We start from the raw sequence: 24,748 nt of genomic DNA, 5'->3' as shown, positions 1-24,748 counted from the left end.
TATGATCAGATAATGCCTGGGTGTCATTTATTTGAGGTGGCTGACCAAGTGGCGCCGGTGTCGCGCCGATATTCACTCGGCGTCTGGTTCATCTCGATCCGAAAATGCCGGTTGAAATTGGACAGGTTGGCGTAGCCCACTTCAAAACAGATGTCCGCCACCGACCTGTCGCTTTGCAGCAATAACCGGCAGGCGCGCTGTACGCGAAATTTGCGCATCAGCTCGATAAAACCATGGCCGGTATTGCGTTTGAAAAAGCGCGAGAAGCCCGGTTCGCTCATTTCCAGTTGCCGGGCGATGTCCGACAGGCGCACATCGCCGCTCAGTTCACGCATGAGGTAGTCGAAGGCCTGGTTGATGCGGTCGGCGCTGCGCGGGTCCAGGGTCGGGGCGTAGCGCGGGCTGGCCAGGACCTTGATCTGTCGGGGCGGGGCGTTCTTGAGGGTGTCGAGCAGTTGCAGGAACAGCACCAGGCGTTGCAGGCCCTGGGCGTTGCCGATGGCTTCCATCAGCTGCGCCGCTTGCACCGCTGTTTCGTGCTTGAACTCAAGGCCGCGTCGCGCCTGTTCAAACAGCGGCTGCAGGTCGCCAAGTTCCGGCAGGGCCTCGCGCAGGGCAAGAAGGGCGGCGCCGTCAAATTGCAGCACCACGTCACGACCGCGCTGGCACTCGCCGGGTGCCAGGTCGCCAATCCAGTCGTGGGGCAGGTCGGGACCGATCAACGCGACATGCCCGGCACCGAATGCACCAATATAGTCGCCGGCCACCAGCTTGCCGCTGCCGTGGCGGATCAGGTGGATTTCGAATTCGGGGTGGTGATTCCAGCGCGCCAACTCCATCGGATAGTCATGCTCGAACCAGCGAAAGCAGTGCTGCGGCTCTGGCAGGATCACTTCACGTTCGGCGCGGCGTTGCTCGAACAGGGGAGCGCGGATGGGCATGTGGCTGCCTCTTGTATGTTGGATAACCGCCAAAATACGCGCCTTGGCAGGCTCGGCGCTACCCACGGTGCTATCTGGCACTGATACTTTTTTGCACGCTTGAGGTCGGTTAAAAAAGTACCGGTCGGACGTGTGCGGTGCGTTTGTGAGAGGTCGGCTCCAACTGCTGTAATCGTCCCGGCAGGAATCCGACATGATTGCAGAGGACATCGCCATGAAACGACTTGAAGGTAAAAGCGCACTGATCACTGGATCGGCGCGCGGCATTGGTCGCGCGTTTGCCCAGGCCTATATCCGGGAAGGCGCGACCGTCGCCATTGCCGATATCAACCTGCAGCGCGCCGAGCAGACGGCTGGCGAACTGGGCCCCCAGGCTTACGCGGTGGCAATGGACGTCACCGACCAGGCCTCCATCGAGGCGGCGATCGGCGCCGTGGTCGCCCGTGCCGGCAAGCTGGATATTCTGATCAATAACGCAGCACTCTTCGACCTGGCACCCATCGTCGACATCACTCGCGACAGCTATGAACGGCTGTTTTCGATCAACGTCGCCGGTACGCTGTTTACCTTGCAGGCCGCCGCGCGGCAGATGATCCGCCAGGGCCATGGCGGCAAGATCATCAACATGGCCAGCCAGGCCGGACGACGCGGCGAGGCGCTGGTGGCGGTGTATTGCGCGACCAAGGCGGCGGTGATCAGCCTGACGCAATCGGCGGGGTTGAACCTGATCAGGCAGGGCATCAATGTCAATGCCATCGCCCCGGGGGTGGTGGACGGTGAGCACTGGGATGGGGTGGATGCACTGTTCGCCAGGCATGAAGGCCTGGCGCCGGGCGAGAAGAAGAAACGGGTAGGGGACGAGGTGCCTTACGGGCGCATGGGCACGGCGGAAGACCTGACCGGCATGGCGATCTTTTTGGCGTCGAAAGAAGCTGACTATGTCGTCGCACAGACCTACAACGTCGATGGCGGCAATTGGATGAACTAGCGGCGTGCACCCATCAACACGGTGGGCGCGGACAAGCAGCCCCACCGTAGATATGCGTTGTTCAGGTCATTCGGCAAAGCTGCGATCAAAGAAGTAGATCTCTCCTGGCTTCAACATGTCCACCGTCGCCTGGGGCCGGCCGCCTTCACCCTGCTTTTTGCGCCCGGTTTCACGCAGATACCCGGCCTCGGTCAGTTTCAGCAAGCGCTGGCGGATACTGGTCTTGAGCACCGGCCGGGCGAGCACCAAAGAAAAAATCGTAGTCGCCTCCGGTGCGCTGAACTCACGCCCCAGGAACATCAACGGCAGGCTGCTGTACAGCGATTTGGAAAACAATCGCTCCTGCACGGCCGCCACAAGGCTGTTGTGATCAAACGGTAACTTGATACTGCCATCGGCTACCGCATTCAACGAATACCAGGCCTGATGGCCGCCCAGCGCGACTTCTTCGGCCACGATCCCCAGGTAGTAAGTGGACGATGACCAGCAGCGCGGGTCGCGAAATGCATCGCCCACGGTGCCCACCTGTTCGTTCCAGACCAGATCGAGGCCGACCTTGTCACTGGAGCGAAGCCGCTCCACCGCATCCTGCAGGCTCAGGTCCTGCACATCGCCATTGACCACCACACCCGGCAATGCCCAGTGTCCGGCAAAGGGCTCGGCATCGCGCTTGTTGAGCAACAGCTTCAATTCCCCGCAGGCACGGGAGTAACACACGACGCACAAGTCGACGGTGTGCAGGTAGGGGCTCAATGGCATGTGACGTCCTTCTTACAACGTAGGCACCTAGTCTAACGCTTCGGACAGATATGTCATGTACTCGAACTGAGGCAGTCGTGAAAATACTTGTTGTCATGAAAGTACATGACGTGTACTTTTGTTTCCAGGCCACCGGAGAATCACCATGACCCTCGCGAAAACCGCCATTGCTTCATTCGATGTGGATGCCCAGAAGAGTTTCACGCCGTTGTGTCCCGACGAATTGCCCGTCGCCGGCGGCCATCTGATCGGCACCGAACTCAACTACATGGCCAGCCTCGCCGGGCGACGCATCGGCAGCAAGGACGCCCACACGCCACAGGCGCCCTGGGTGGTCGCGCAGCACAGCCAGATGCTGCAATCCACCGGCCTGGCTCACGCCGATGTCACCTGGGTCAGCCACTGCGTGCCGGGAACCGAGGGCTTCACCTTGCTGGCTGAACTGCCCAGCCCCTATGACTACGACTACTTCGTCTGGAAGGGCGTCGAGCCCGACCTGCACCCCTACGGCGCCTGCTACCACGATCTGCACGACAAACTGTCGACCGGCGTCATTGAATACCTCAAGGCCCAGGGTATCGTCCGCGTGCTTGTCGGTGGTCTGGCCCTGGACTATTGCGTCAAGACCACCGCCTTGCAACTGCTCAAGGCCGGGCTGCAGGTGGTGCTGCACCTGCCGGCGTGTCGAGGCATCACTGAGGAGGGCGGTGCACAGGCCGTCAATGAGTTGCTCAAGGCCGGTGCTGCCATCAGCCGCACCCGCGAAGAACTGGCCGCGATGGCCACGCGTTAAGGAGATCCACCATGGAAAGCGCCTATGACAACGAGTCCCCGGTCATCCAGGGCTTGCTCGACACCGATTACTACACCTTCACCATGATGCAGGCGGTGCTGCACCAGCACCCGAATGTGGACGTGGAATACAACTTCATCGTCCGCTCCAGGGAAAAACTCGGCCATCTGATCCCGTCGTTGCGAGCCGAGCTGGAAAAGCTTGCCGGCCTGCAGATGCGTGAAGGCGAGCTGCGCTTCCTGTTCAACCCGCGCTTTCGCGAATACCTCACGCCGGATTACGAGCGCTTCCTCGGGCTGTTTCGCTTCAACCTGCGTTATATCCACGTCAGTGAAGTGGACGGGCAATTGAACATCCGGGTGATCGGCCCGATGCTGCACTGCATCATGTTCGAGCAACCGGTACTGGCGCTGGTCAGCGAGCTGCGCAACCGCGACAAGTACCCCGACGTCACCCTCGAAGACGTCACCCGCAAGCTCTACCAGAAGTTCGACTGGCTGGAGAAAAACCTCAGCCGTGATGAGCTCGCCGACCTGCGCGTCTCCGACTTTTCCACGCGCCGGCGCCTGTCATTCAAGGCCCAGCGTGAAGTGGTGGACATCATGCGCCGCGACTTCCCCGGCCAGTTCCTCGGTACCAGCAACGCACACCTGGCCTATGAATTCGACTTGCCGCTGATCGGCACCATGGCCCACCAATGGCTGATGGTGCACCAGCAACTGGGGCGTTTGCGCGAAAGCCAGAACGCCGCACTGGAAAACTGGGTGCGTGAGTACCGTGGCCGGCTTGGTATGGCCCTGACCGATTGCATCAGCACCGATTTCTTCCTCAAGGATTTCGACCTGTACTTCGCCAAGCTCTACGACGGTCTGCGCCAGGACTCCGGCGACCCCATCGTGTGGGCCGACAAGGTCCTGGCCAGATATAAGGAACTCGGTATCGACCCCATGACCAAAGACCTTATGTTCTCCGATGGTCTGAATTTCGAAAAATGCCTGCCGATCCTGCGGCATATCCGCGGCAAGGCCCGGTTCGGCTTTGGCATGGGCACCAGCCTTGCCTGTGATGTGGACGGCGTGGAGCCACTGAGCATCGTAATGAAGCTGGTGCGGGTACACGGTGAGCCGGTCGTGAAATTTTCCGATGACCCGGTCAAGAACGTCTGCGAAGACCCGTCGTTTTTGCAATACGCGGCACAGGTATTCAACGTTGGTAGCGTGGAGGTATGACATGCACACTCAAGAACGGATCGCCCGTGAGCTGAACGTCGACCGCTCGCTGGTCACAGGTGGCGAGCCTCGGGAAATTCAACGGCGCATCGATTTCATCAAGCGTTCGTTGCGCGCTTCCGGCTGCAAGGCGCTGGTGCTGGGTATCAGCGGCGGTGTCGACTCCTTGCTCGCAGGCCGCCTGTGCCAGCTGGCAGTGCAGCAACTGCGCGACGACGGCTACGCTGCACGCTTTATCGCCATGCGCCTGCCCTATAAAACCCAGGGCGACGAACAGGATGCCCAGGCCTCCGTGGATTTTATCCTGCCGGACCATATCGACACACTGGACATCGCCGCCAGTGTCGACGGCCTGATGGCCAGCCTGGCCGCGCCACAAGCCAGTGCCGCACAACGCGATTTCATCAAGGGCAATGTCAAGGCCCGCGCGCGCATGGTCGCGCAGTATGCGCTTGCCAACCTGCACAATGGCCTGGTGGTCGGCACCGACCAGGCGGCCGAAGCGCTGATGGGTTTCTTCACTAAATTCGGCGACGGCGCCTGCGACCTGGCACCGTTGTCCGGCCTGACCAAATCCCAGGTGCGCTTGCTTGCCACTGCCCTCGGCGCGCCGGCGAACCTGGTGCAAAAACCGCCGACTGCGGATCTTGAAGAACTGGCACCGGGGAAACTCGATGAAGATGCCTATGGATGCTCGTACGCAGAGATCGACGCGTACCTGATGGGCGAGCCGGTGAGCGAGCGGGTGAGGGCGATTATCGAGGCGGCGTACGGCCAGACAGCGCATAAACGCGCGCTGCCGATTGCCCCGCAGTAGGCGCGGGCTGGAAGCCATATCAGGAAGTGTCCCGCCGTGAAATGGAATTTTCCCTACATTCCTTAAGGATAGGGATTCTTTACGCTCTGAACTTTCAATGAGTTCAGGATCAAGGGAATGGCTTCCAGCGTACTGAAAGCGCGTGATTCAATCGCCAGCGTGTTGCGCCGCTACCTGGCAGTGGTGGTCGGCACAACGGCCATGGCGATTGTGTCAGGCATCCTGGTGACGGTATTGGATGATTCGACCTGTCTGCGCAGGCTCGACCCGTCGCTCAAAGCGCAGATGTCAGGGTGGAGTCTGGCCGCGTTGGCGACTGTTGCAGTGTTTTCCAATGTCATGATGGTATGCGGGCGGCATTGGGCGGGCATTGTCCTGGCAGGCTATTTTGTGATGTGTCTGATGCTGGTGGTACCGACCCTTCAGTACCATCCCCATACCTTGGCCTATTCGATGGGTATCGTATGTCCGCTGTGCGGATTGCTTCTGCTCAATACCGAACGCCACCGCGAGATGCGCCAGACGCTGTTAGAGCTGCGTGTTCAGCGCAACGGCGGTGGCGATCGGGCCGCAGATCAATCCGTTTGATCCTGCACGTCGCCGGCCCTCGCAGGGGGGGGATGAGTAGTCCAATTCTGATGCGAGAAAACCCTATGTCTGTTTGGAACTGCACTGTTTTCAGTTGCCACCAAAAGGCAGCTGAACCGAGCGCTTGTTTGTTAGGTCAGGCCGTTGTCACGTCCAAGACATGAGGTGTTGCCATGATGAATACTTACTTGAACCAACCGTTCTATTCGCCTCCGCCCGCGCAGAACTACGATTTCTCGTCAGCGGGGAATGGGCGCAATGCGATGGAGAACATGCCCGGCGCAATGACCAGCAATTATTCCCATTCGGCCGTTGCAGATTTGCTGCGTCAAAACTTCGAGTATTTCACATCGCCTGGAACTTCTTTCGCGTCGCGAGACTCGCTGGCTGATGTGGCCAATCGTCCATTGGGAAACGGCGGTTATGATGACCAGATGACGTTGCTTGCCAGGGATATATTGGGTCGGCCCGGTCTCGCAAGCCTGTTTGATGGTGTTCAAAATGGCGCTCAGGAAGATGGCCTGATTAACCGCGAGGATATGCAGCTCGCTATCGGTCAGTTGTCTCAGCAAGAGGCAAGTGGGTATTCCCCAATGTCAGGCAATCGGTTCGCTGTGGGGAATAACGGCGCGATGCAACAGCCGGGCAACGGGTTTTCAGGGAATTACAACGGCGCGATGCAACAGCCAGGCAACGGGTTTTCAGGGAATTACAACGGCGCGATGCAACAGCCCGGCAATGGGTTTTCAGGGCGTTACAACGGCGCAATGCAACAGCAAAGAATAAATCAGCAATTTTCTCCCCAGTTTAACGCGCAACCTGCATCCGGTGGGCCGCGAGGCATGGAAGGCTGGCAGTCGCAGCAGCCCCAGATGCGCGCGTATGCATCGCAACCGCCGTCTTATATGGGCGCGCAAGGTAACCAGCAATGGAGCCCGTTGATGGCCGGTGGTCGACCCTATGCCAATGACAGTGACGAATCGTTCTCGGCCAAGGTGCTTTCTCATTTCGGCGCCCTGCAAGACCCCGTGTCGGGGGGAATCACTGACGCGTCACTGAGCGCTGCGGCTTCGGGGTATACCCAGGGCGGCCGGCCTGTCAGTCAGGCGGATATGTTGGTTGCTCAGGAATTGATGGAACGAGGTGATTTGTTCAAGACCCTGGACCAGGGGCGCAGTGGCAAGCTCGACGGCGCTATCTCTCGGCAGGATCTGGGTGATGCATCGAGTCAGTACCGCACTGTCAGCGACGAAGGACTTCTTCAGGCGGTGAAGGACAATTTCAGACAGTTTACCGCCGGTGGGGATGACAATTACAGTAACGTCAACGAGCTCAAAGAGGCGGCAGGTCTCGTCCCGTCCGACCGAACATTCAGCCCGCAAGCACGTGAAGTGGCGTTTGAGTTGCTCAACCGCCCGGGACTGCTGCGAGAGCTGGATATCGGCACCAACAGTAAAGGGGGCGTCGGTTACGAAGACCAGCGTTTTGATATGGCTAATATCGACTATATGCTCCAGAAAAAGTCGTTCGTGTGATTCAATTCTTGCGCTGACGCGTTTGCTGGTAATCTTTGCGCCTCTGCGGGCGAGTAGCGTCGACTGATCGCTGAAGGCTGTTTCCTGTCAGTCAGGAGGCAGCCATCGGCGCCGGCGCCAATACACTCAAGCAGTTGACGAAAACTACCGGCATTCAAGGCCCCGGATCATCATGCAAGTCACCCAGCAACGACCGTTGTGGCAGGTTTATTTATTCTTTCTGGCACCGATGGTGCTCTCCAACTTCCTGCAAAGCTTCTCCGGTACGCTCAACGGCATCTACGTTGGGCAGATGCTCGGTACCCACGCGCTGGCGGCGGTGTCGGGCATGTTCCCCGTCGTGTTTTTCTTCATTGCCCTGGTGATTGGCTTGGGTGCCGGCGCCTCGGTGTTGATCGGCCAGGCCTGGGGCGCCCGGGAGACGGGACTGGTCAAGGTGATCACCGGCGCCACGCTGACCCTTGGCGCACTGATAGGCGTGCTCGCGGCCGTACTGGGGGGGCTGTTTGCGCGCCCTGCGTTGCAGGCCTTGGGAACCCCCGTCGACGTGCTGGACGATGCGGTGGATTATGCCCAGGTGATGATGCTGATCATGCCGCTGCTGCTGGTGTTTATCCTTTATACCCAGCTGCTGCGCGGCGTCAGCGACACGGTGTCGCCGTTGTTGGCACTGATGGTGTCGACGCTGGTGGGTTTGTTGCTGACGCCGGCGCTGATCCGCGGTTGGATCGGCCTGCCGCCCATGGGCATCCAGAGTGCGGCGTACGCCGGGCTGGCGGGGAATGCCCTGGCGATGCTGTTCCTGATGCTGCGCCTGCGCCACAAGCACCATGTGATGGCGCCGGATCGCGACATGCTCGCGGCCCTGCGCCTGGACCGGGCGATCCTCGGCAAGGTCCTGCGCATCGGTTTGCCTACCGGCTTGCAGATGGTGGTGCTGTCGTTGTCCGAATTGGTCATCCTGGCGCTGGTCAACGGCCATGGTTCCCAGGCAACGGCGGCGTACGGCGCGGTGACGCAGATCGTCAATTACGTGCAGTTTCCGGCGCTGTCGATTGCCATCACCGCCTCGATCCTGGGGGCGCAGGCCATTGGCGCCGGGCGCCTGGAGCGCATCGGGCCGATCCTGCGCACCGGGCTGTTGATCAACACCGTTCTCACCGGTGGCCTGATCGTGCTCGGCTATGGGTTGTCGCATTGGCTGCTGGGTCTGTTCATCACCGACGCCGCCGCGCGCGTCAACGCCGAGCACCTGTTGCACATCATGCTGTGGAGCATCCTGGTGTTTGGCTTCCAGGCCGTGATCGGCGGCATCATGCGCGCCAGCGGCGTGGTGTTGATGCCGGTCGCCATCTCGATTTTCTGTGTGCTGTGCGTGGAATTGCCGGTGGCGTACCTGTTCAATGCGCACTTTGGCCTGGAAGGGGTGTGGATGGCGTTTCCGGTGACTTACCTGGCGATGCTGGTGTTGCAGACGGCCTATTACCGGTTGGTATGGCGGCATAAGCAGATCAAGCGGCTGGTGTGATACAAGGTTGCCCCACCCAAGGAGAGAAGGCGCTTCATCAATGGCAAATCCCTACGCCGCATTGTTCCAGGTGCCTGGCGCTCGCGCGTTTGTGCTGGCGGGCATGCTGGCACGCATGCCGATCTCCATGACGGGTATCGGCCTGATCACCATGCTCTCGCAGGTGCATGGCGGTTATGGCCTGGCGGGCGCGGTGGCGGCGGTATTCGCGTTGGCCACGGCACTTTGTGCACCGCAGGTATCACGTCTGGTGGATCGATACGGCCAGGGCAGGGTGCTGCCTATCGCGGCGCTGATCGGTGGTGGCGCGTTGTTGATGGTACTGCTGTGCACGCGTTTGCAGGCGCCGAACTGGACGTTGTTTCTGTTCGCCGCGCTGGCCGGCTGCATGCCCAACATGTCGGCCATGGTGCGGGCGCGCTGGACCGAGTTGTACCGCGGTCAGCCCAGGCTGCAAACCGCTTTCGCCCTGGAGTCGGTGCTCGATGAGGTGTGCTTTATCATCGGCCCGCCCATTTCGGTCGGTCTGAGCGTGGTGCTGTTTGCCGAGGCCGGGCCTTTGGTGGCGGCGCTGTTGCTGGCGGTGGGCGTGACCACTTTCGTGCTGCAGCGCGAGACCGAACCGCCGGTGCATCCACACCACGACCACCATGGGCGCTGGCTGATTGCCTCGCCTTCGGTGCTGATCCTGATGACCCTGTTGCTGGCCATGGGGGTGATTGTCGGTGTGGTGGATGTGGTCAGCGTTGCCTTTGCCCAGCATCAGGGCCAACCCGCAGCGGCGAGTATCGTGCTATCGGTGTACGCCATCGGCTCCTGCCTGGCCGGCCTGGCTTTCGGCACGCTCAAGCTCAAGGCCTCGTTGCCCCGACAGTTTCTGTTCTGCGGCGTGGCCACGGCGTTGACGACATTGCCGTTGCTGTGGGTGACCGATATTCCGGGTCTGGCCGTGGCGATCTTTATCTCCGGTCTGTTCTTCGCCCCAACCCTGATCGTGTCCATGGCGCTGGTGGAGCAGGTGGTCCCACCGAGCCGCCTCACCGAAGGCATGACCTGGCTGATCACCGGTCTGAGCATTGGCGTGGCCATTGGCGCCGCAAGCTCGGGCTGGATGATTGACCACGCTGGCGCCGCCAGCGGGTTCTGGGTGGCGCTGGCGGCGGGGCTGGTGGTGTTGGCTTCGGCTGTGCTGGGGTATCGGCGGTTGGGTAGTCAGCCAATCGCCGGGCAATGATGTTGTAGAAACTCATTCAGCGCTTGGCGTGTCAGGTCGTTCAACGTCACTTTCTTACGGTTCGCCGCCAAGGCTGCAGCCAAGTGCAGGTCATGGCCGACGCGTACGTTGAAGGAGCCCTTGCAAGGCTTTTCCGGTGTTTGCCCCAGGGCCTGGCAGGTTGCGAGGTAATCGTCCACCGCCTCTCTGAAGGCTGCGTCCAATTCGGCGACGGTTTTGCCTTCGTAGCTCACCAATGCCTTGATGAACAGGATTTTGCCGAACAGGCAGTTGTCCTCGAGGCTGGCTTCGATGGAGCCGATGTAGCCTTTGTGTTTCAGCTGGTTGTTCACTGAAGCAGTTCTCCTGATTTCAATTGTTCGATGATTTGGCGCCGAATGTAGTGTTTCAGTTCGTTGCCGGGGTGAGGCTTGTGCAGGGTGATCAGTGCACTGGGGTCGCCGATATCGAATTTGACCCGGCTTCCAGCCCCTTCAATCTGTGTGTAGCCCAGTCGGCGTAACAGCGTTACGAGTTCAGACCAGGTGAATGCCATGTGCTCGTTGAGCAGTTTGGCCAGCAGCTTTTCATTTTTGGACACGGCGTTCCCTGCGTGTAACTAAATGTAGTTGCAAAAAGTGGTGTGCGTCAATGCTAGCTCGGGCAGCCGGGTCTTTCTTGAGATTGATGTAACCCTTGATGACACCTCGCCTTCAGCCCCTCACTCCTCGCTAATTTTTCCCTTTGCGGTTCGTTTTATAGGGACGACGTGCCTTTGTGCTTCCTGCCTATTGCTCCGGACTCCAACAAATGAATGCTGAAGACTCCTTGAAACTTGCTCGCCGGTTTATCGGGTTGCCCCTGGAAAAACGCCAAGTGTTCCTGCAGGCCCTGCAGAAAGAAGGCGTGGATTTTTCCCGGTTTCCGATTCCGGCGGGGGTGGAGGCAGAGGATCGCCAGGCGCTGTCCTACGCGCAGCAACGCATGTGGTTTCTCTGGCAGTTGGACCCGCAAAGCGGCGCCTATAACTTGCCCGGCGCCGTACGCTTGAAGGGGGCGCTGAGCCTGGACGCCCTGGATCAGGCGTTCGCCAGCCTGGTGGCGCGCCACGAAACCTTGCGCACGGTGTTTCAGCGGCAGGCGGATGAGCGTCTGGTCCAGGTCTCCATCGAACCGTCACGGGTAGTGGAGCACCTGGACCTCAGCACCTTGGCACCTGGTGACCGTGAGCAGGCAGTCAACGCGGCAGCAACGCGTCAGTCGCTGTTGCCGTTCGACCTGGAACACGGCCCGCTGCTGCGCGTGCAGCTACTCAGGCTCGATGCACACGAGCACGTGTTGCTGCTGACCTTGCACCACATCGTCTCCGACGGCTGGTCGATGAATGTGTTGATTGACGAGTTCATCCGTTTTTACGATGCCCATGAACGCAACGAGGCGCCGCAACTGCCTGCACTGGCGATCCAGTACAGCGACTACGCCCTCTGGCAGCGCCGCTGGCTGGAAGCCGGCGAGCAGGCGCGCCAGCTGCAATACTGGCAGGCGCGCCTGGGCGATGAACACCCGGTGCTGGAGCTGCCGACTGACCGTCCACGACCGGCCATGCCCAGTTATCAGGGCACGCGACACACTTTCGAGGTCGACCCGGCGCTGGCCACGCAACTGCGCACGTGCGCGCAAAAGCACAACGTCACCTTGTTCATGCTGCTGCTCGGCGCGTTCAATGTGCTGCTGCATCGCTACACGGGGCAGGGCGATATTCGCGTCGGCGTGCCCATCGCCAACCGCAATCGCACTGAAGTCGAAGGGCTGATCGGTTTCTTCGTCAATACCCAGGTGCTGCGCACCGAGCTGACCGGGCAAACCCGTGTCGCCGAACTGCTGCAAGGCATCAAGGAACACGCCCTGGGTGCCCAGGCTCATCAGGAGTTGCCCTTCGAACGCTTGGTGGAAGCCTTGAAAGTCGAGCGTAGCCTGAGCCATACGCCGCTGTTCCAGGTGATGTACAACCATCAGCCGCTGGTGGCGGATATCGCCTCCGTCAGCACCGCCTCCGGCCTGGAACTGGCCCTGGTGGAATGGCAAGGTCGCACCACGCAGTTCGACCTTACCCTCGACACCTATGAAAAATCAGGCACCTTGCATGCCGCGCTGACGTACGCCAACGACCTGTTCGACGCGCCTTCCATCCAGCGCATGGCCCGCCATTGGATCAGCTTGTTGCAGGCGATGGTGGCGGACGGTGAACAGCGCATCGGCGAGTTGCCGATGCTGGGCGCTCAAGAGCAGCAGGGGCTGGTCAAGGCCTGGAACCAGACAGCCCGGCCGTACCCAACCGAACGCGCGATCCATCACCTGATTGAAGACCAGGCCCAACGCACGCCGGATGCGCCAGCGCTGGTATTCGGTGAGGTCGCCCTGACCTATGCCCAGCTTGACGCGCGCGCCAACCAATTGGCCCATGCATTACGCGAGCGAGGCGTCGGCCCGGACGGGCTGGTGGGTATCTGTGCCGAGCGTTCCATCGACATGGTCGTGGGCCTGTTGGCCACCCTCAAGGCAGGCGGCGCCTACGTCCCGCTGGACCCTGAATACCCTGGGGAACGCCTGGCCTACATGATCGAAGACAGCGGCATCACGCTGCTGCTCAGCCAGCAAAACCTGTTGGCGCGACTGCCGACCGCAGGGATCCAGGTGATTGCCCTGGATCAGCCGGCCGACTGGCTCGACGCCTACAGCACCGCGTCCCCGAACGTCACCCTCCATGGGTTGAACCTGGCCTATGTGATCTACACCTCCGGCTCCACCGGCAAGCCCAAGGGCGCCGGTAACAGCCATCGTGCGCTGGTCAACCGTCTGTGCTGGATGCAGCAGGCCTATGCACTCGATGGCAGCGACGCGGTGCTGCAGAAAACGCCGTTCAGCTTCGACGTTTCGGTGTGGGAGTTTTTCTGGCCGCTGATGACCGGCGCGCGCCTGGTGGTCGCCGCGCCGGGGGAGCACCGTGAGCCGGCACGTCTGATCGAGACCATCGAGCGGCACGCCATCACCACCGTGCACTTCGTGCCGTCCATGTTGCAGGCGTTCATCCATGAGCCAGGCGTAGACGCTTGCGCCAGCCTCAAGCGCATTGTCTGCAGCGGCGAAGCGTTGCCGTTGGACGCGCAGCGCCAGGTGTTCGCCAAGCTGGCGAATGCGGCCTTGTACAACCTCTACGGCCCGACCGAAGCCGCCATCGATGTGACCCACTGGACCTGCATCGACGAGGGCGCCGACAGCGTGCCCATTGGCCGGCCGATTGCCAACCTCGGCACCTACGTGCTCGATGCCCAGCTCAATCCGGTACCGGCCGGTGTCTCGGGCGAGCTGTACCTGGGCGGCACCGGGCTGGCGCGCAGTTACCATCGCCGCCCGGCGCTGACCGCCGAGCGCTTTGTGCCGAGCCCATTCGTGGCCGGCGAGCGCCTGTACCGGACCGGTGACCGTGTGCGTCAGCGCGCCGACGGGGTGATCGAATACCTCGGCCGCCTCGACCACCAGGTCAAGCTGCGCGGTTTGCGCATCGAACTGGGCGAGATCGAAACGCGCCTGATGCAGCACCCGCAGGTGCGCGAAGCCGTCGTCTTGGTACACGGCGGCAAGCAGTTGGTGGCTTATCTGGTCCTTGAAGGCGATGCCCCTGGCGACCTCAAGGCATGGCTGCTCGGCAGTCTGCCGGAATACATGGTGCCGACCCATTTCATCACGCTGGCCAAGCTGCCGGTGACCGCCAACGGCAAGCTCGACCGCAAGGCGCTGCCGCTGCCGGACGCTGCGCCGCAGCAGGCGTTCGCCGCTCCGCAAAACGCCCTGCAACAAGCCTTGGCCGCGATCTGGAGCAGCGTGTTAGGCATCGAGGCCGTCGGCCTGGATGACAACTTTTTCGAACTGGGCGGCGATTCGATCATTTCCATCCAGGTGGTCAGCCGTGCCCGCCAGGCCGGTATCCGCCTCAGCCCGCGCGACCTGTTCCAGTACCAGAGCATCCGCAGCCTGGCGATGGTGGCGAGCTTCGATCAACTGAGCGCTATCGATCAAGGCCCGGTCAGCGGTGAGGTCATCCTGACGCCGGTGCAGCAGGGCTTTTTCGCTCAGGCGATCCCGGCGCGTCAGCATTGGAACCAGTCATTGCTATTGACCCCGCGTGACACCCTGGAGTCCGCCCGGCTCGACGCGGCGGTGATGCAATTGATCCAGCATCACGATGCCCTGCGCCTGCGCTTCGTGGCGCAGGCCGAGGGTTGGCAGCAGCATCACGCCGCGCAGGTCGGCGCATCAGTGTTGTGGCTGGCGCATGCCGGCAGCGACGCCGAATTGGCCGCGCTGTGCGATGAGGCCCAGCGCAGCCTCGATCTGGAGCAGGGCCCGCTGCTGCGCGCGGTTCTGGTCGACATGGCCGACGGTACCCAGCGTTTGCTGTTGGTGGTGCACCATCTGGTGGTGGACGGGGTGTCCTGGCGCATCCTGCTGGAAGACCTGCAACAGGCTTATCGCGAACAGACGTTGCCGGCAAAGACCAGTGCCTACCAGCACTGGGCGCAGCGGCTGCAAGACCATGCGCAGGCCCTCGATCACCAACTGTCGTACTGGCAGGCGCAATCGATCGATGCCGAGTTGCCGTGCGATCACCCGGAGGGCGGCCTGCAAAATCGCCTGGGGGCCAAGCTGGAAACGCGCCTCGATGCCGAGCATACGCGCCAGTTGCTGCAAGAGGCGCCGGCGGCCTATCGCACCCAGGTCAACGACCTGTTGCTCACCGCCCTGGCGCGGGTGGTCAGTCGTTGGAGCGGTCAACCCGCCGCGCTGATCGAATTGGAGGGGCATGGTCGCGAAGACCTGTTCGAGGGCATCGACCTGACCCGCACCGTCGGCTGGTTCACCAGCCTGTTTCCGCTGCGCCTGCAAGCCGATGGCGAGCTGTCCGGCGCAATCAAGGCGGTCAAGGAGCAGCTGCGCGCCGTCCCCGACAAGGGCCTGGGCTATGGCCTGCTGCGCTACCTCGGCGCGCCGCAAGTCCGCGAATCCCTGGCCGGGCTGGCCGCACCACGCATTACCTTCAATTACCTGGGCCAGTTCGACCGCCAGTTCGATGAGTCGGCGCTGTTCGTGCCGGCCGGCGAGGGCAGTGGCCAGGCTCAGGACCCTGATGCGCCGCTGGCCAACTGGCTGACGGTGGAAGGGCAGGTGTATGGCGGTGAGTTGGCCTTGCAGTGGGGCTTCAGTCGCGAAATGTTCGACACCTCGACCATCCAGCGCCTGGCGGATGAATACACCGCTGAACTCAAGGCCCTGATCGAACATTGCTGTGCCACGCCGGCCGGGCAGGTCACGCCAGCGGATTTCCCCCTGGCACGCGTCACCCAAGCGCAACTGGATGCATTGCCGGTGGCCGGGCCGGCCATCGCGGATGTTTACCCGCTGTCGCCGATGCAGCAGGGCATGCTGTTCCACACGCTGTTGGAGCCCGAGGCCCAGGCCTATATCAACCAGCTGCGGCTGGACATCGACGGCCTCGATCTGCTCGCGTTCGGGCGCGCCTGGCAGGCCGCGCTGGACCGCCACGACATCCTGCGCAGCAGCTTCCATTGGCTGGGCCTGGACAGCGCGCATCAGGTGATCCAGCGCCAGGTCGACCTGCAACTGCAAGTGATTGAAGACCCCCATGCCGATTTCGATGCCCTGGCCAACGCCGAGCGTGAGCGCGGCTTCGAACTCAACGCCGCGCCGCTGTTTCGCTTGAGGCTGGTGCGTGGTGCGGGAACCACCTGGCACCTGATTTTCACCAGCCACCACATCCTCATGGATGGCTGGAGCAACGCCCAGTTGCTCGGCGAAGTGCTTGCTCATTATGCGGGCCAGGCCGTGCCTGCACCGCTCGGGCAATTTCGCGATTACCTGGGCTGGCTGCAACAGCAAGGCAACGGCGAAGCATTCTGGAAAGCCGAGCTGGCGCCATTGCAGGCGCCGACGCGATTGGCCCAAGCGCTGCGCGCGCCGGTTGAAGGTTCGGGTACTGCGGAGCATCACGTCGTGTTGGGCAGTCACTTCACTCATAACCTCGGTGAGTTCGCCCGCCAGCACAAGGTGACCCTCAATACCCTGTTGCAGGGTGCCTGGAGCCTGCTGCTGCAACGCTACACCGGGCAGGCTTGCGTGGCCTTCGGCGCCACCGTGGCCGGGCGTTCCGCGCCGTTGCCGGGGATCGAGCAGCAGTTGGGCCTGTTCATCAATACCTTGCCGATCATCAGCGCCGCCTCGCCGGCGCAGTCGGCCGCCAGTTGGCTCAGCCAGTTGCAGGCGCAGAACCTCAGCCTGCGTGATCACGAGCATGTGCCGCTCTACGACATCCAAGGCTGGGCCGGCCAGCAAGGCGCCGCGCTGTTCGATACCCTGCTGGTGTTTGAAAACTTCCCGGTGGCCGAAGCCCTGAAACAAGGCGCGCCGGCCGGCCTGACCTTCGGGCCGCTGCATAACCATGAACGCACCCATTACCCATTGACCCTTGGTATCGAACTGGGCACCGGCCTGCGCCTGGAGTTCAGCTACGACCGTGCGCAGTTCAGCGCGTCTCAGGTCACGCGGCTGGGGGACAACCTGCAGCATCTGCTGGCGCAACTGCTGGCCGACGCTCACATCCCCCTGGGCAATCTGCGCCTGCTTGACGCCACCGTGCAGCGCGATGTGCTTGCCCTCAGCCAGTTGCCCGCCACCGCCCGACGTGATCAACACGCCCATGAGCGCATTGCTGCCCAGGCCCAGGCCACGCCGGACGCCCTGGCAGTGCAGGCCGGCAGCGAACGCTTGAGCTACGCCCAACTCAACGCACGAGCCAACCGCCTGGCCCACCGCCTGCTGGAACTGGGCGTCGGCCCCGGCCAGCGCGTGGGCCTGGCGTCGCGGCGCGGTCCGCAACTGATCGTCAGCCTGCTGGCGGTGCTCAAGAGCGGCGCGGCCTATGTGCCGCTGGACCCGAAATACCCGACCGAGCGCCTGGCCTACATGCTCGCGGACAGTCGCCTGGACCTGCTGCTCAGCGAAACCGGCTTGCTGACCGATGTGCCGTTGCCGGCCGGGCTGACCCGTGTCGAGTTCAGCGCCACAGGTGTTGAGTTGGCCGACTGCCCGGCAACCAATCCGCCCAATCACGCCGCAGCGGCGGACCTGGCGTACGTGATCTACACCTCCGGCTCCACTGGCCAGCCCAAAGGCGTGGCCATCGACCATGCCGCCCTCGGCCAGTTCTGCGACAGCGCCGTGGTGTACAGCCAGTTGAGCGCACAGGACCGCGTGCTGCAGTTCGCGACCTTCAGCTTCGACGGCTTTGTCGAACAGTGCTACCCGCCGCTGTGCGTGGGCGCGGCGCTGATCATGCGTGGCGATGACCTGTGGGACGCCGGGCAACTGGCGCGGGAGATCGTCGAACAGGGCGTGACCCTGGCCGACTTGCCCGCCGCTTACTGGTACCTGCTGGCCAAGGAATGCGCCATGGACCGTCGCGCCCTGGGCCAGTTGCGCCAGGTGCATGTGGGCGGTGAAGCGATGTCCGTCGAAGGCCTGCGCGCTTGGCATGCCGCCGGATTGGGCGCTGTGCGGCTGGTCAACACGTATGGGCCGACCGAGGCAACAGTGGTGTCCAGCGTGCACGCGTGCCAACTGGATGATGCCAGCGACGCGTTCGGTGTGCCGATCGGGCACGCGATTGAAGGGCGTTCGCTCTACGTGCTCGACAGCAGTTTCCAATTGCTGGCGACCGATGGCGTGGGCGAATTGTGCATCGGCGCCGAAGCCGGCCTGGCCCAGCGCTATTTCGACCGCCCGGCGCTGACCGCCGAGCGCTTTCTGCCCGACCCGTTTTCCGCCGTCCCCGGTGCGCGGCTCTACCGCAGTGGCGACCTGGCCCGTTATAACGAGGCGGGTGCGCTGGAGTACGTCGGGCGTATCGACCATCAGGTGAAGATTCGCGGCTTGCGTATCGAAATCGGCGAAATCGAGGCCGGCCTGCAAGCCTTGCCGCAGGTGCGTGAAGCGGCAGTACTGGCGCTGCCGAGCGCAACGGGCACGCAGTTGGTGGCGTACGTGGTGCCCGCTGAGGGCATCGCCTTGGACACACAGGCACTGGCGGCCCGTTTGCGTCAGTCGCTGCCGGAGTACATGGTGCCCGGGCAGTGGGTGGTGCTCGATGCCTTGCCGTTGAACAACAACGGCAAGCTTGACCGCCGCGCACTGCCGGCGCCGGACCTGAACCCGTACACCCAGGCCTACGTGGCGCCACAAACCGCGCTGCAGAGCCAGTTGGCGGCGATCTGGCAGGCGGTGTTGCAGGTTGAGCAGGTCGGCCTGGAGGATCACTTCTTCGAGCGCGGCGGCCACTCGTTGCTGGCCACCCAGGTGATCTCCCGGGTACGGCATGCGCTCAACCTGGAAGTGCCATTGCGTACGCTGTTCGAACAGCCGACCCTGCACGCGTTTGCCGACGCCTGTGCGGCGTTGCAGATGAGCACGGCGCAGCCGTTGGTGGCTATTGAACGCGGCGGGCCGCTGGCGTTGTCCTTCGCCCAGGAACGCCAATGGTTCCTCTGGCAACTGGACTCCGCCAGCGCGGCCTATCACGTTCCCACCGCCCTGCACCTGCGCGGTCAGCTGGACATCGCCGCGCTGGAGCACGCGTTCCAGGCCCTGGTACAACGCCATGAGCCGCTGCGCACCACCTTTGTGGAACAGGGCGAGCAGACCTTGCAAGTCATCCATCCAGCGCTGGCAGTGACCATCGAGCGCCAGCGCATCGATGTGAGGGCGATCGAACAGGCGGTGGCCGAGGAAATCCAGCGCCCCTTCGACCTGCGCAGTGGCCCGCTGATGCGCATCAAATTGCTGGAAGTGGCGGCGCAGCATCATGTGCTGGTGGTCACTCAGCATCACATCATCTCCGACGGTTGGTCGATGCACGTGATGGTCGATGAGCTGGTGGCGCTCTACCAGGGCGACTGCGCATTGCCGGCGTTGCCGATCCAGTACGCCGACTATGCCCAATGGCAGCGTGACTGGATGGCGGCCGGGGAAAAACAGCGCCAGCTCGATTACTGGTGCGCGCGCCTGGGCAGTGAACACCCGGTGCTGGAGCTGCCTCTGGACCATCCGCGCCCGGCAGTGCAAAGCCATTGCGGCGCGCGCCAGAAGATCCATCTGGACAGCACGCTGGTGGCCGAACTCAAGGCGTTGGCCCAGCGTCAGGACGTGACCTTGTTCATGCTGTTGCTGGCCTCGTTCCAGACCGTGTTGCATCGCTACAGCGGTCAGTCCGAGATCCGTGTCGGCGTGCCGATCGCCAACCGCACGCGCCTGGAAACCGAACGGCTGGTGGGTTTCTTCGTCAACACCCAGGTGTTGCAGGCCCAGTTGCAGGGGCAAATGCCCTTTGCGCAGTTGCTGGCCCAGGTCAAGCAGCGCGCCCTCGAGGCCCAGGCGCATCAGGACTTGCCATTCGAGCAACTGGTGGAAGCCTTGCAGCCCGAGCGCAGCCTGAGCCATAACCCGCTGTTCCAGGTGATGTTCAACCATCAGGACAGCCTGCGCGCTGGCCCCGTGCACGTGCCGGGCCTGGCATTGCAGGCGCTGGACTGGGCCGCCCACACCACTCAGTTCGACCTGAACCTGGAAACCGAAGAGTCCGAAGATGGCCTGTGGGCGTCGCTGACGTACGCCACCGACCTGTTCGAGCCGGCGACCGTGGAACACCTGGCCGGGCATTGGCATAACCTGCTGCGCGCCGTGGTGCGCGATGAGTCACAGGCGCTCGACGAGCTGGCGATGCTCAGTGCGCCGCAGTGGCAGCAGATGGTGGAGGCGTGGAACCACACGCCAGCCGATTACCCGCGCGAACAGTGCGTGCACCAGGTGTTCGAGGCGCAAGCGCTCGCCCGCCCGGATGCCATCGCACTGCGCTTCAATGACGTCAGCCTGAGCTACGCCGAACTCAACCGCCGGGCCAATCGCCTGGCGCACCGGTTGATCGCGGCGGGCGTCGGCCCCGACGTGCTGGTGGCGGTGCATGTGGAGCGCTCCCTGGACATGGTGGTCGGCCTGCTGGCGACCCTCAAGGCCGGTGGCGCCTATGTGCCACTTGATCCGCAGTTCCCGGCGGACCGCCTGGCGTTCATGCTCGAAGACAGCGATGCCCGGGTGCTGCTGACCCAGGCGCATTTGCGCGATCGTCTCCTGCAGCCCCAAGACCTGCAGGTGTTGCTGACCGACGACTGCGACGGTGACGCACACAATCCGCAGGTAGACATTACGCCGCAGCACCTGGCCTACGTCATCTACACCTCCGGCTCCACCGGCACGCCCAAAGGTGTGATGGTGCGGCACCAGGCGTTGTGCAGCTTTACCTGCGGCATGGCCGATACCTTGTCCATTGGCGGCGATGCGCGCCTGTTGTCGTTGACCACGTTCTCATTCGACATCTTCGCCCTGGAGCTTTATGTGCCGCTGAGTGTCGGCGCGACGGTGCTGTTGAGCGAGCAGGCCATGGCCTCCGACCCGGAAGCCATCCTCGACCTCGCCCACGGCCAGGCGGCCAGCGTGCTGCAGGCCACGCCGTCGACCTGGCGCATGCTGCTCGACAGCCCGCGTGCGCACCTGCTGCGCGGTATCCAGTGCCTGTGCGGCGGCGAAGCGCTGCCGGCTGACCTGGCCCAGCGCCTGCTCGATCTGCAAGGCCCGGTGTGGAACCTCTACGGGCCGACGGAAACCACCATCTGGTCGGCGGCCCATCGCTTGCACGAGGCGCAGCCTTTTGTCGGACGGCCCATCGCCAATACCTCGCTGTTCATCCTCAATGCCGGGCTTACCCCCTGCCCGCAGGGCGCGGCCGGCGAGCTGCTGATCGGCGGGGTCGGCCTGGCGCGTGGTTATCACGCGCGGCCGGCGCTCACCGCCGAGCGTTTTGTACCGGACCCGTTTGGCGCGCCTGGCGCACGCCTGTACCGCACCGGCGACCTGGCGCGTTACCGCGCAGACGGCGTGGTCGAGTACATCGGCCGCGTCGACCATCAGGTCAAGGTGCGCGGCTTCCGTATCGAGCTGGGTGAAATCGAAGCCTGCCTGCGTGAGTACCCAGGTGTGCGTGAAGCCGTGGTGCTGGCGGACAACGACCGCTTGATCGCCTACCTGGTGACCACCACGACGGTGGATTCACAGGCCTGCAAAGCCGCGCTGCGCGAGCGGCTGCCGGATTACATGGTGCCGTCGCACTTGCGGGTCCTCGAGCGCCTGCCGCTGACTCCCAACGGCAAGCTTGACCGCAAGGCCTTGCCCAAGGTCGATGCCGGGCAGTTGCACAAGGGGCACCTGGCGCCCGTGACCGCGCGCGAACAACAGGTCGCGGCGATCTGGGCCGAGGTGCTGGAGGTGCCGCAGGTCGGCCTCGACGATCATTTCTTCGAGCTGGGTGGGCACTCCCTGCTGGCCACGCGGGTGGTGTCGCGGGTGCGTCAGGCGCTGGCGCTGGAAGTCGCGCTCAAGACCCTGTTCGAGCAGCCCTTGCTCGGCGATTTCGTGCGCGCTCTGGGCGAGGAGGGCAGCACCGCACCGGCGCTGCTCAAGGCTGACCGTACGCACCCCTTGCCGTTGTCCTATGCCCAGGAGCGTCAATGGTTCCTCTGGCAACTGGACCCGCACAGCGCCGCGTACCACATCCCCAGTGCCTTGCGTCTACAGGGCCCACTGGACCAGGTCGCACTGCAGCGCAGTTTCGACACCTTGTTGGCCCGCCATGAAAGCCTGCGCACTCACCTGCGCCAGGAGGCCACGGGCGCGGTGCAGGTCATCGAAGCGGTCGGCCGGATCGAGATCGACCGGGGCGCCTGCGAGTATGCCGACCTCAAGGCCACCGTCGCCGCCGAGGTCGCACGCCCCTTCGATTTACTGCGCGGGCCGCTGTTGCGGGTCACGTTGTTGCGCCTGGCCGAGGACGACCACGTGCTGGTGCTGGTGCAGCACCACATCGTCTCCGATGGCTGGTCGATGCAATTGATGGTCGAAGAACTGGTGCAGCTGTACGCCGCGTTCAGCCAGGGTCACACCCCCGATCTGCCGGCGTTGCCGATCCAGTACGCCGACTATGCCGTATGGCAGCGCAACTGGATGGAGGCCGGCGAGCAAACGCGTCAACTGGCCTATTGGCGTGAACAGTTGGGCGGCGAGCAGCCGGTGCTGGAGCTGCCGTTCGACTTCCCGCGCCCGGCGTTGCCAAGCCATCGCGGTGCGCGCCTGGGCATCGACTTGGCGCCAGGTCTGCTGGAAGGCCTGCGCACCCTGGCCCGCAACGCCGGCGTCACCTTGCCGATGGTGTTGTTGGCGTCCTACCAGGCGCTGTTGCATCGCTACAGTGGCCAGGAAGATGTGCGCGTCGGCGTGCCGGTTGCCAACCGCAACCGCCTGGAAACCGAGGGTCTGATTGGTTTCTTCGTCAACACCCAAGTGCTCAAGGCTGACCTTCACGGGCAGATGAGCGTCGAGCAACTGCTGCGCCAGGTGCGCCAGCGCTCCCTGGACGCCCAGGCCCATCAGGACCTGCCGTTCGAACAGTTGGTGCAAGCGCTGCATCCGGAACGCAGCCTCAGCCTGAGCCCGTTGTTCCAGGTGCTGTTCAACCACCGCGTAACGTCCGCCGAGCGTCAGTTGCAGCAACTGACCGACCTGCACATCGAGGTCCTGGGCTGGGATGACGGCGTGGCCCAGTTCGACCTGGCGCTGGACGTGGAAGAAAGCCCGACGGCGCTGCATGCCTCCCTGAGCTATGCTACCGACCTGTTTGCGCCCGCCACCATCGCGCGCATGGCCGGGCATTGGCAGAACCTGTTGCAGGCGATGGTGGCCGATCAGACTCAAGCCATCGGCCAGTTGCGCGTGTTGGATCAGCACGAGCAGCAGCACATCCTGCAACTGTGGAACTGCACCGATGCCGGCTACCCGTCCCAGCGGCTGGTGCATGAGTTGGTCGCCGACCGTGCCCGGGAGACTCCGGATGCGGTGGCGGTGAAGTTCGATGCGCAAACCCTCAGTTACGCTGAGCTCGACACCCAGGCCAACCGCCTGGCCCACGCACTGATTGCGCGTGGCGTCGGCCCGGAAGTGCGCGTGGCGATTGCCATGCCGCGCAGTGCCGAGATCATGGTGGCGTTCCTCGCGGTGCTGAAGGCCGGTGGCGTGTACGTGCCGCTGGACATCGAATACCCGCGTGATCGCCTGCTGTACATGATGCAGGACAGCCGCTCGCGGTTGCTGCTGACCCACTCGACGGTGCAACAGCGCCTGCCGATTCCGCAAGGCCTGCAAGCCCTGGCAGTGGATCAGCTACAGGACTGGTCCGATGACAACTACACGGCGCCGAACGTCGCCCTCGACGGCAACAACCTCGCCTACGTGATCTACACCTCCGGCTCCACCGGCATGCCCAAGGGCGTGGCGGTGTCCCACGGACCGCTGGTGGCGCACATCATCGCCACCGGCGAGCGCTATGAAACCCGCCCGGCCGATTGCGAACTGCACTTCATGTCCTTCGCCTTCGACGGTTCCCACGAAGGCTGGATGCACCCGTTGATCAATGGCGCCAGCGTGCTGATCCGTGACGACAGCCTGTGGCTGCCCGAATACACCTATGAACAGATGCACCGGCACAACGTGACCATGGCGGTGTTCCCACCGGTGTATCTGCAGCAACTGGCCGAACACGCCGAACGCGACGGCAACCCTCCGGCGGTGCGCGTGTATTGCTTTGGCGGTGATGCCGTGGCGCAGGCCAGCTATGACCTGGCCTGGCGTGCGCTGAAACCGACCTACCTGTTCAACGGCTACGGCCCGACGGAAACCGTGGTCACGCCGCTGCTGTGGAAGGCGCGCAAAGGCGACCCGTGCGGCGCCGTCTACGCGCCCATCGGCACCTTGCTCGGCAACCGCAGCGGCTACGTGCTGGACGCGCAACTCAACCTGCAACCCATCGGCGTGGCCGGCGAGTTGTACCTGGGTGGCGAGGGCGTGGCGCGGGGTTACCTGGAGCGTCCGGCGTTGACCGCCGAACGTTTTGTGCCGGACCCGTTCGGCAAACCCGGCAGCCGCGTGTATCGCAGCGGCGACCTGACCCGTGGGCGCCCGGATGGCGTGGTGGATTACCTGGGGCGCGTCGACCATCAAGTGAAAATCCGTGGCTTCCGTATCGAGCTGGGCGAAATCGAAGCGCGCCTGCGCGAACAGGACAGCGTCGGCGAAACCGTGGTGGTGGCCCAGGAAGGCCCGACCGGCAAGCAGTTGGTGGCCTACGT

Annotated in this window: 13 protein-coding genes; 9 read left to right on the top strand and 4 right to left on the bottom strand. The window is 63.1% G+C overall.

Going from position 1 to position 24,748, the window contains the following annotated elements; translation table 11 throughout:
* Nucleotides 1–23: 23 nt before the first annotated feature.
* Nucleotides 24–941, bottom strand: a complete 918-nt coding sequence (locus tag BFQ04_RS11720; protein ID WP_065950961.1) for a helix-turn-helix domain-containing protein — start codon at nt 939–941, stop codon at nt 24–26.
* Nucleotides 942–1,155: 214 nt separating this feature from the next.
* On the opposite strand from BFQ04_RS11720, the gene BFQ04_RS11715 reads away from it, so the two are divergent.
* Entirely contained in the window at nt 1,156–1,929 is a 774-nt protein-coding gene (locus BFQ04_RS11715; protein WP_065951029.1) for an L-iditol 2-dehydrogenase, read from the top strand.
* A 66-nt stretch (nt 1,930–1,995) separates the two neighbouring features.
* On the opposite strand, the gene BFQ04_RS11710 is transcribed toward BFQ04_RS11715, so the two are convergent.
* A complete protein-coding gene (locus tag BFQ04_RS11710; protein ID WP_065950960.1) occupies nt 1,996–2,688 on the bottom strand; it encodes an NUDIX hydrolase in 693 nt (230 codons plus the stop codon).
* Nucleotides 2,689–2,833: 145 nt separating this feature from the next.
* On the opposite strand from BFQ04_RS11710, the gene BFQ04_RS11705 reads away from it, so the two are divergent.
* The 7 genes from BFQ04_RS11705 to BFQ04_RS11675 all read left to right on the top strand — a co-directional run bounded on the left by BFQ04_RS11705 (nt 2,834) and on the right by BFQ04_RS11675 (nt 10,412).
* A complete protein-coding gene (locus BFQ04_RS11705) occupies nt 2,834–3,481 on the top strand; it encodes an isochorismatase family protein (RefSeq protein ID WP_065950959.1) in 648 nt (215 codons plus the stop codon).
* 11 nt (nt 3,482–3,492) lie between these two features.
* Nucleotides 3,493–4,710: a nicotinate phosphoribosyltransferase gene (pncB, locus tag BFQ04_RS11700; RefSeq protein ID WP_065950958.1), complete on the top strand. Its 1,218-nt coding sequence runs from the start codon at nt 3,493–3,495 to the stop codon at nt 4,708–4,710.
* A 1-nt stretch (nt 4,711) separates the two neighbouring features.
* Nucleotides 4,712–5,527, top strand: coding sequence for an ammonia-dependent NAD(+) synthetase (gene nadE / locus BFQ04_RS11695; RefSeq protein WP_065950957.1), 816 nt, complete (start codon nt 4,712–4,714; stop codon nt 5,525–5,527).
* 117 nt (nt 5,528–5,644) lie between these two features.
* A complete protein-coding gene (locus BFQ04_RS11690) occupies nt 5,645–6,115 on the top strand; it encodes a hypothetical protein (protein ID WP_065950956.1) in 471 nt (156 codons plus the stop codon).
* Nucleotides 6,116–6,288: 173 nt separating this feature from the next.
* Entirely contained in the window at nt 6,289–7,650 is a 1,362-nt protein-coding gene (locus BFQ04_RS29660; RefSeq protein WP_175413279.1) for a hypothetical protein, read from the top strand.
* A gap of 172 nt (nt 7,651–7,822) precedes the next feature.
* Nucleotides 7,823–9,178, top strand: a complete 1,356-nt coding sequence (locus tag BFQ04_RS11680; protein ID WP_065950955.1) for an MATE family efflux transporter — start codon at nt 7,823–7,825, stop codon at nt 9,176–9,178.
* A gap of 40 nt (nt 9,179–9,218) precedes the next feature.
* Nucleotides 9,219–10,412, top strand: a complete 1,194-nt coding sequence (locus BFQ04_RS11675; RefSeq protein WP_065950954.1) for an MFS transporter — start codon at nt 9,219–9,221, stop codon at nt 10,410–10,412.
* Here the strand turns inward: BFQ04_RS11675 and BFQ04_RS11670 are convergent.
* Both BFQ04_RS11670 and BFQ04_RS11665 read right to left on the bottom strand, forming a co-directional pair.
* Nucleotides 10,391–10,744: a type II toxin-antitoxin system HicB family antitoxin gene (locus BFQ04_RS11670; RefSeq protein ID WP_065950953.1), complete on the bottom strand. Its 354-nt coding sequence runs from the start codon at nt 10,742–10,744 to the stop codon at nt 10,391–10,393. The two genes, BFQ04_RS11675 and BFQ04_RS11670, sit on opposite strands and share 22 nt — an antisense overlap.
* Nucleotides 10,741–10,992 (bottom strand): type II toxin-antitoxin system HicA family toxin, encoded by a 252-nt coding sequence (locus BFQ04_RS11665; RefSeq protein ID WP_065950952.1) that lies wholly within the window; start codon nt 10,990–10,992, stop codon nt 10,741–10,743. Before BFQ04_RS11665 ends, BFQ04_RS11670 begins: the two co-directional genes overlap by 4 nt.
* Nucleotides 10,993–11,201: 209 nt before the next feature.
* Here BFQ04_RS11665 and BFQ04_RS11660 point away from each other — a divergent pair.
* Nucleotides 11,202–24,748 (top strand): non-ribosomal peptide synthase/polyketide synthase (locus BFQ04_RS11660; protein ID WP_065950951.1); only part of this gene is annotated, 13,547 nt, incomplete at its 3' end.

It is taken from the genome of Pseudomonas sp. 37 R 15 (assembly GCF_900004865.1).
GTDB lineage: Bacteria > Pseudomonadota > Gammaproteobacteria > Pseudomonadales > Pseudomonadaceae > Aquipseudomonas > Aquipseudomonas fluorescens_AM.
This window is presented reverse-complemented; position numbering and strand designations above follow the sequence as displayed.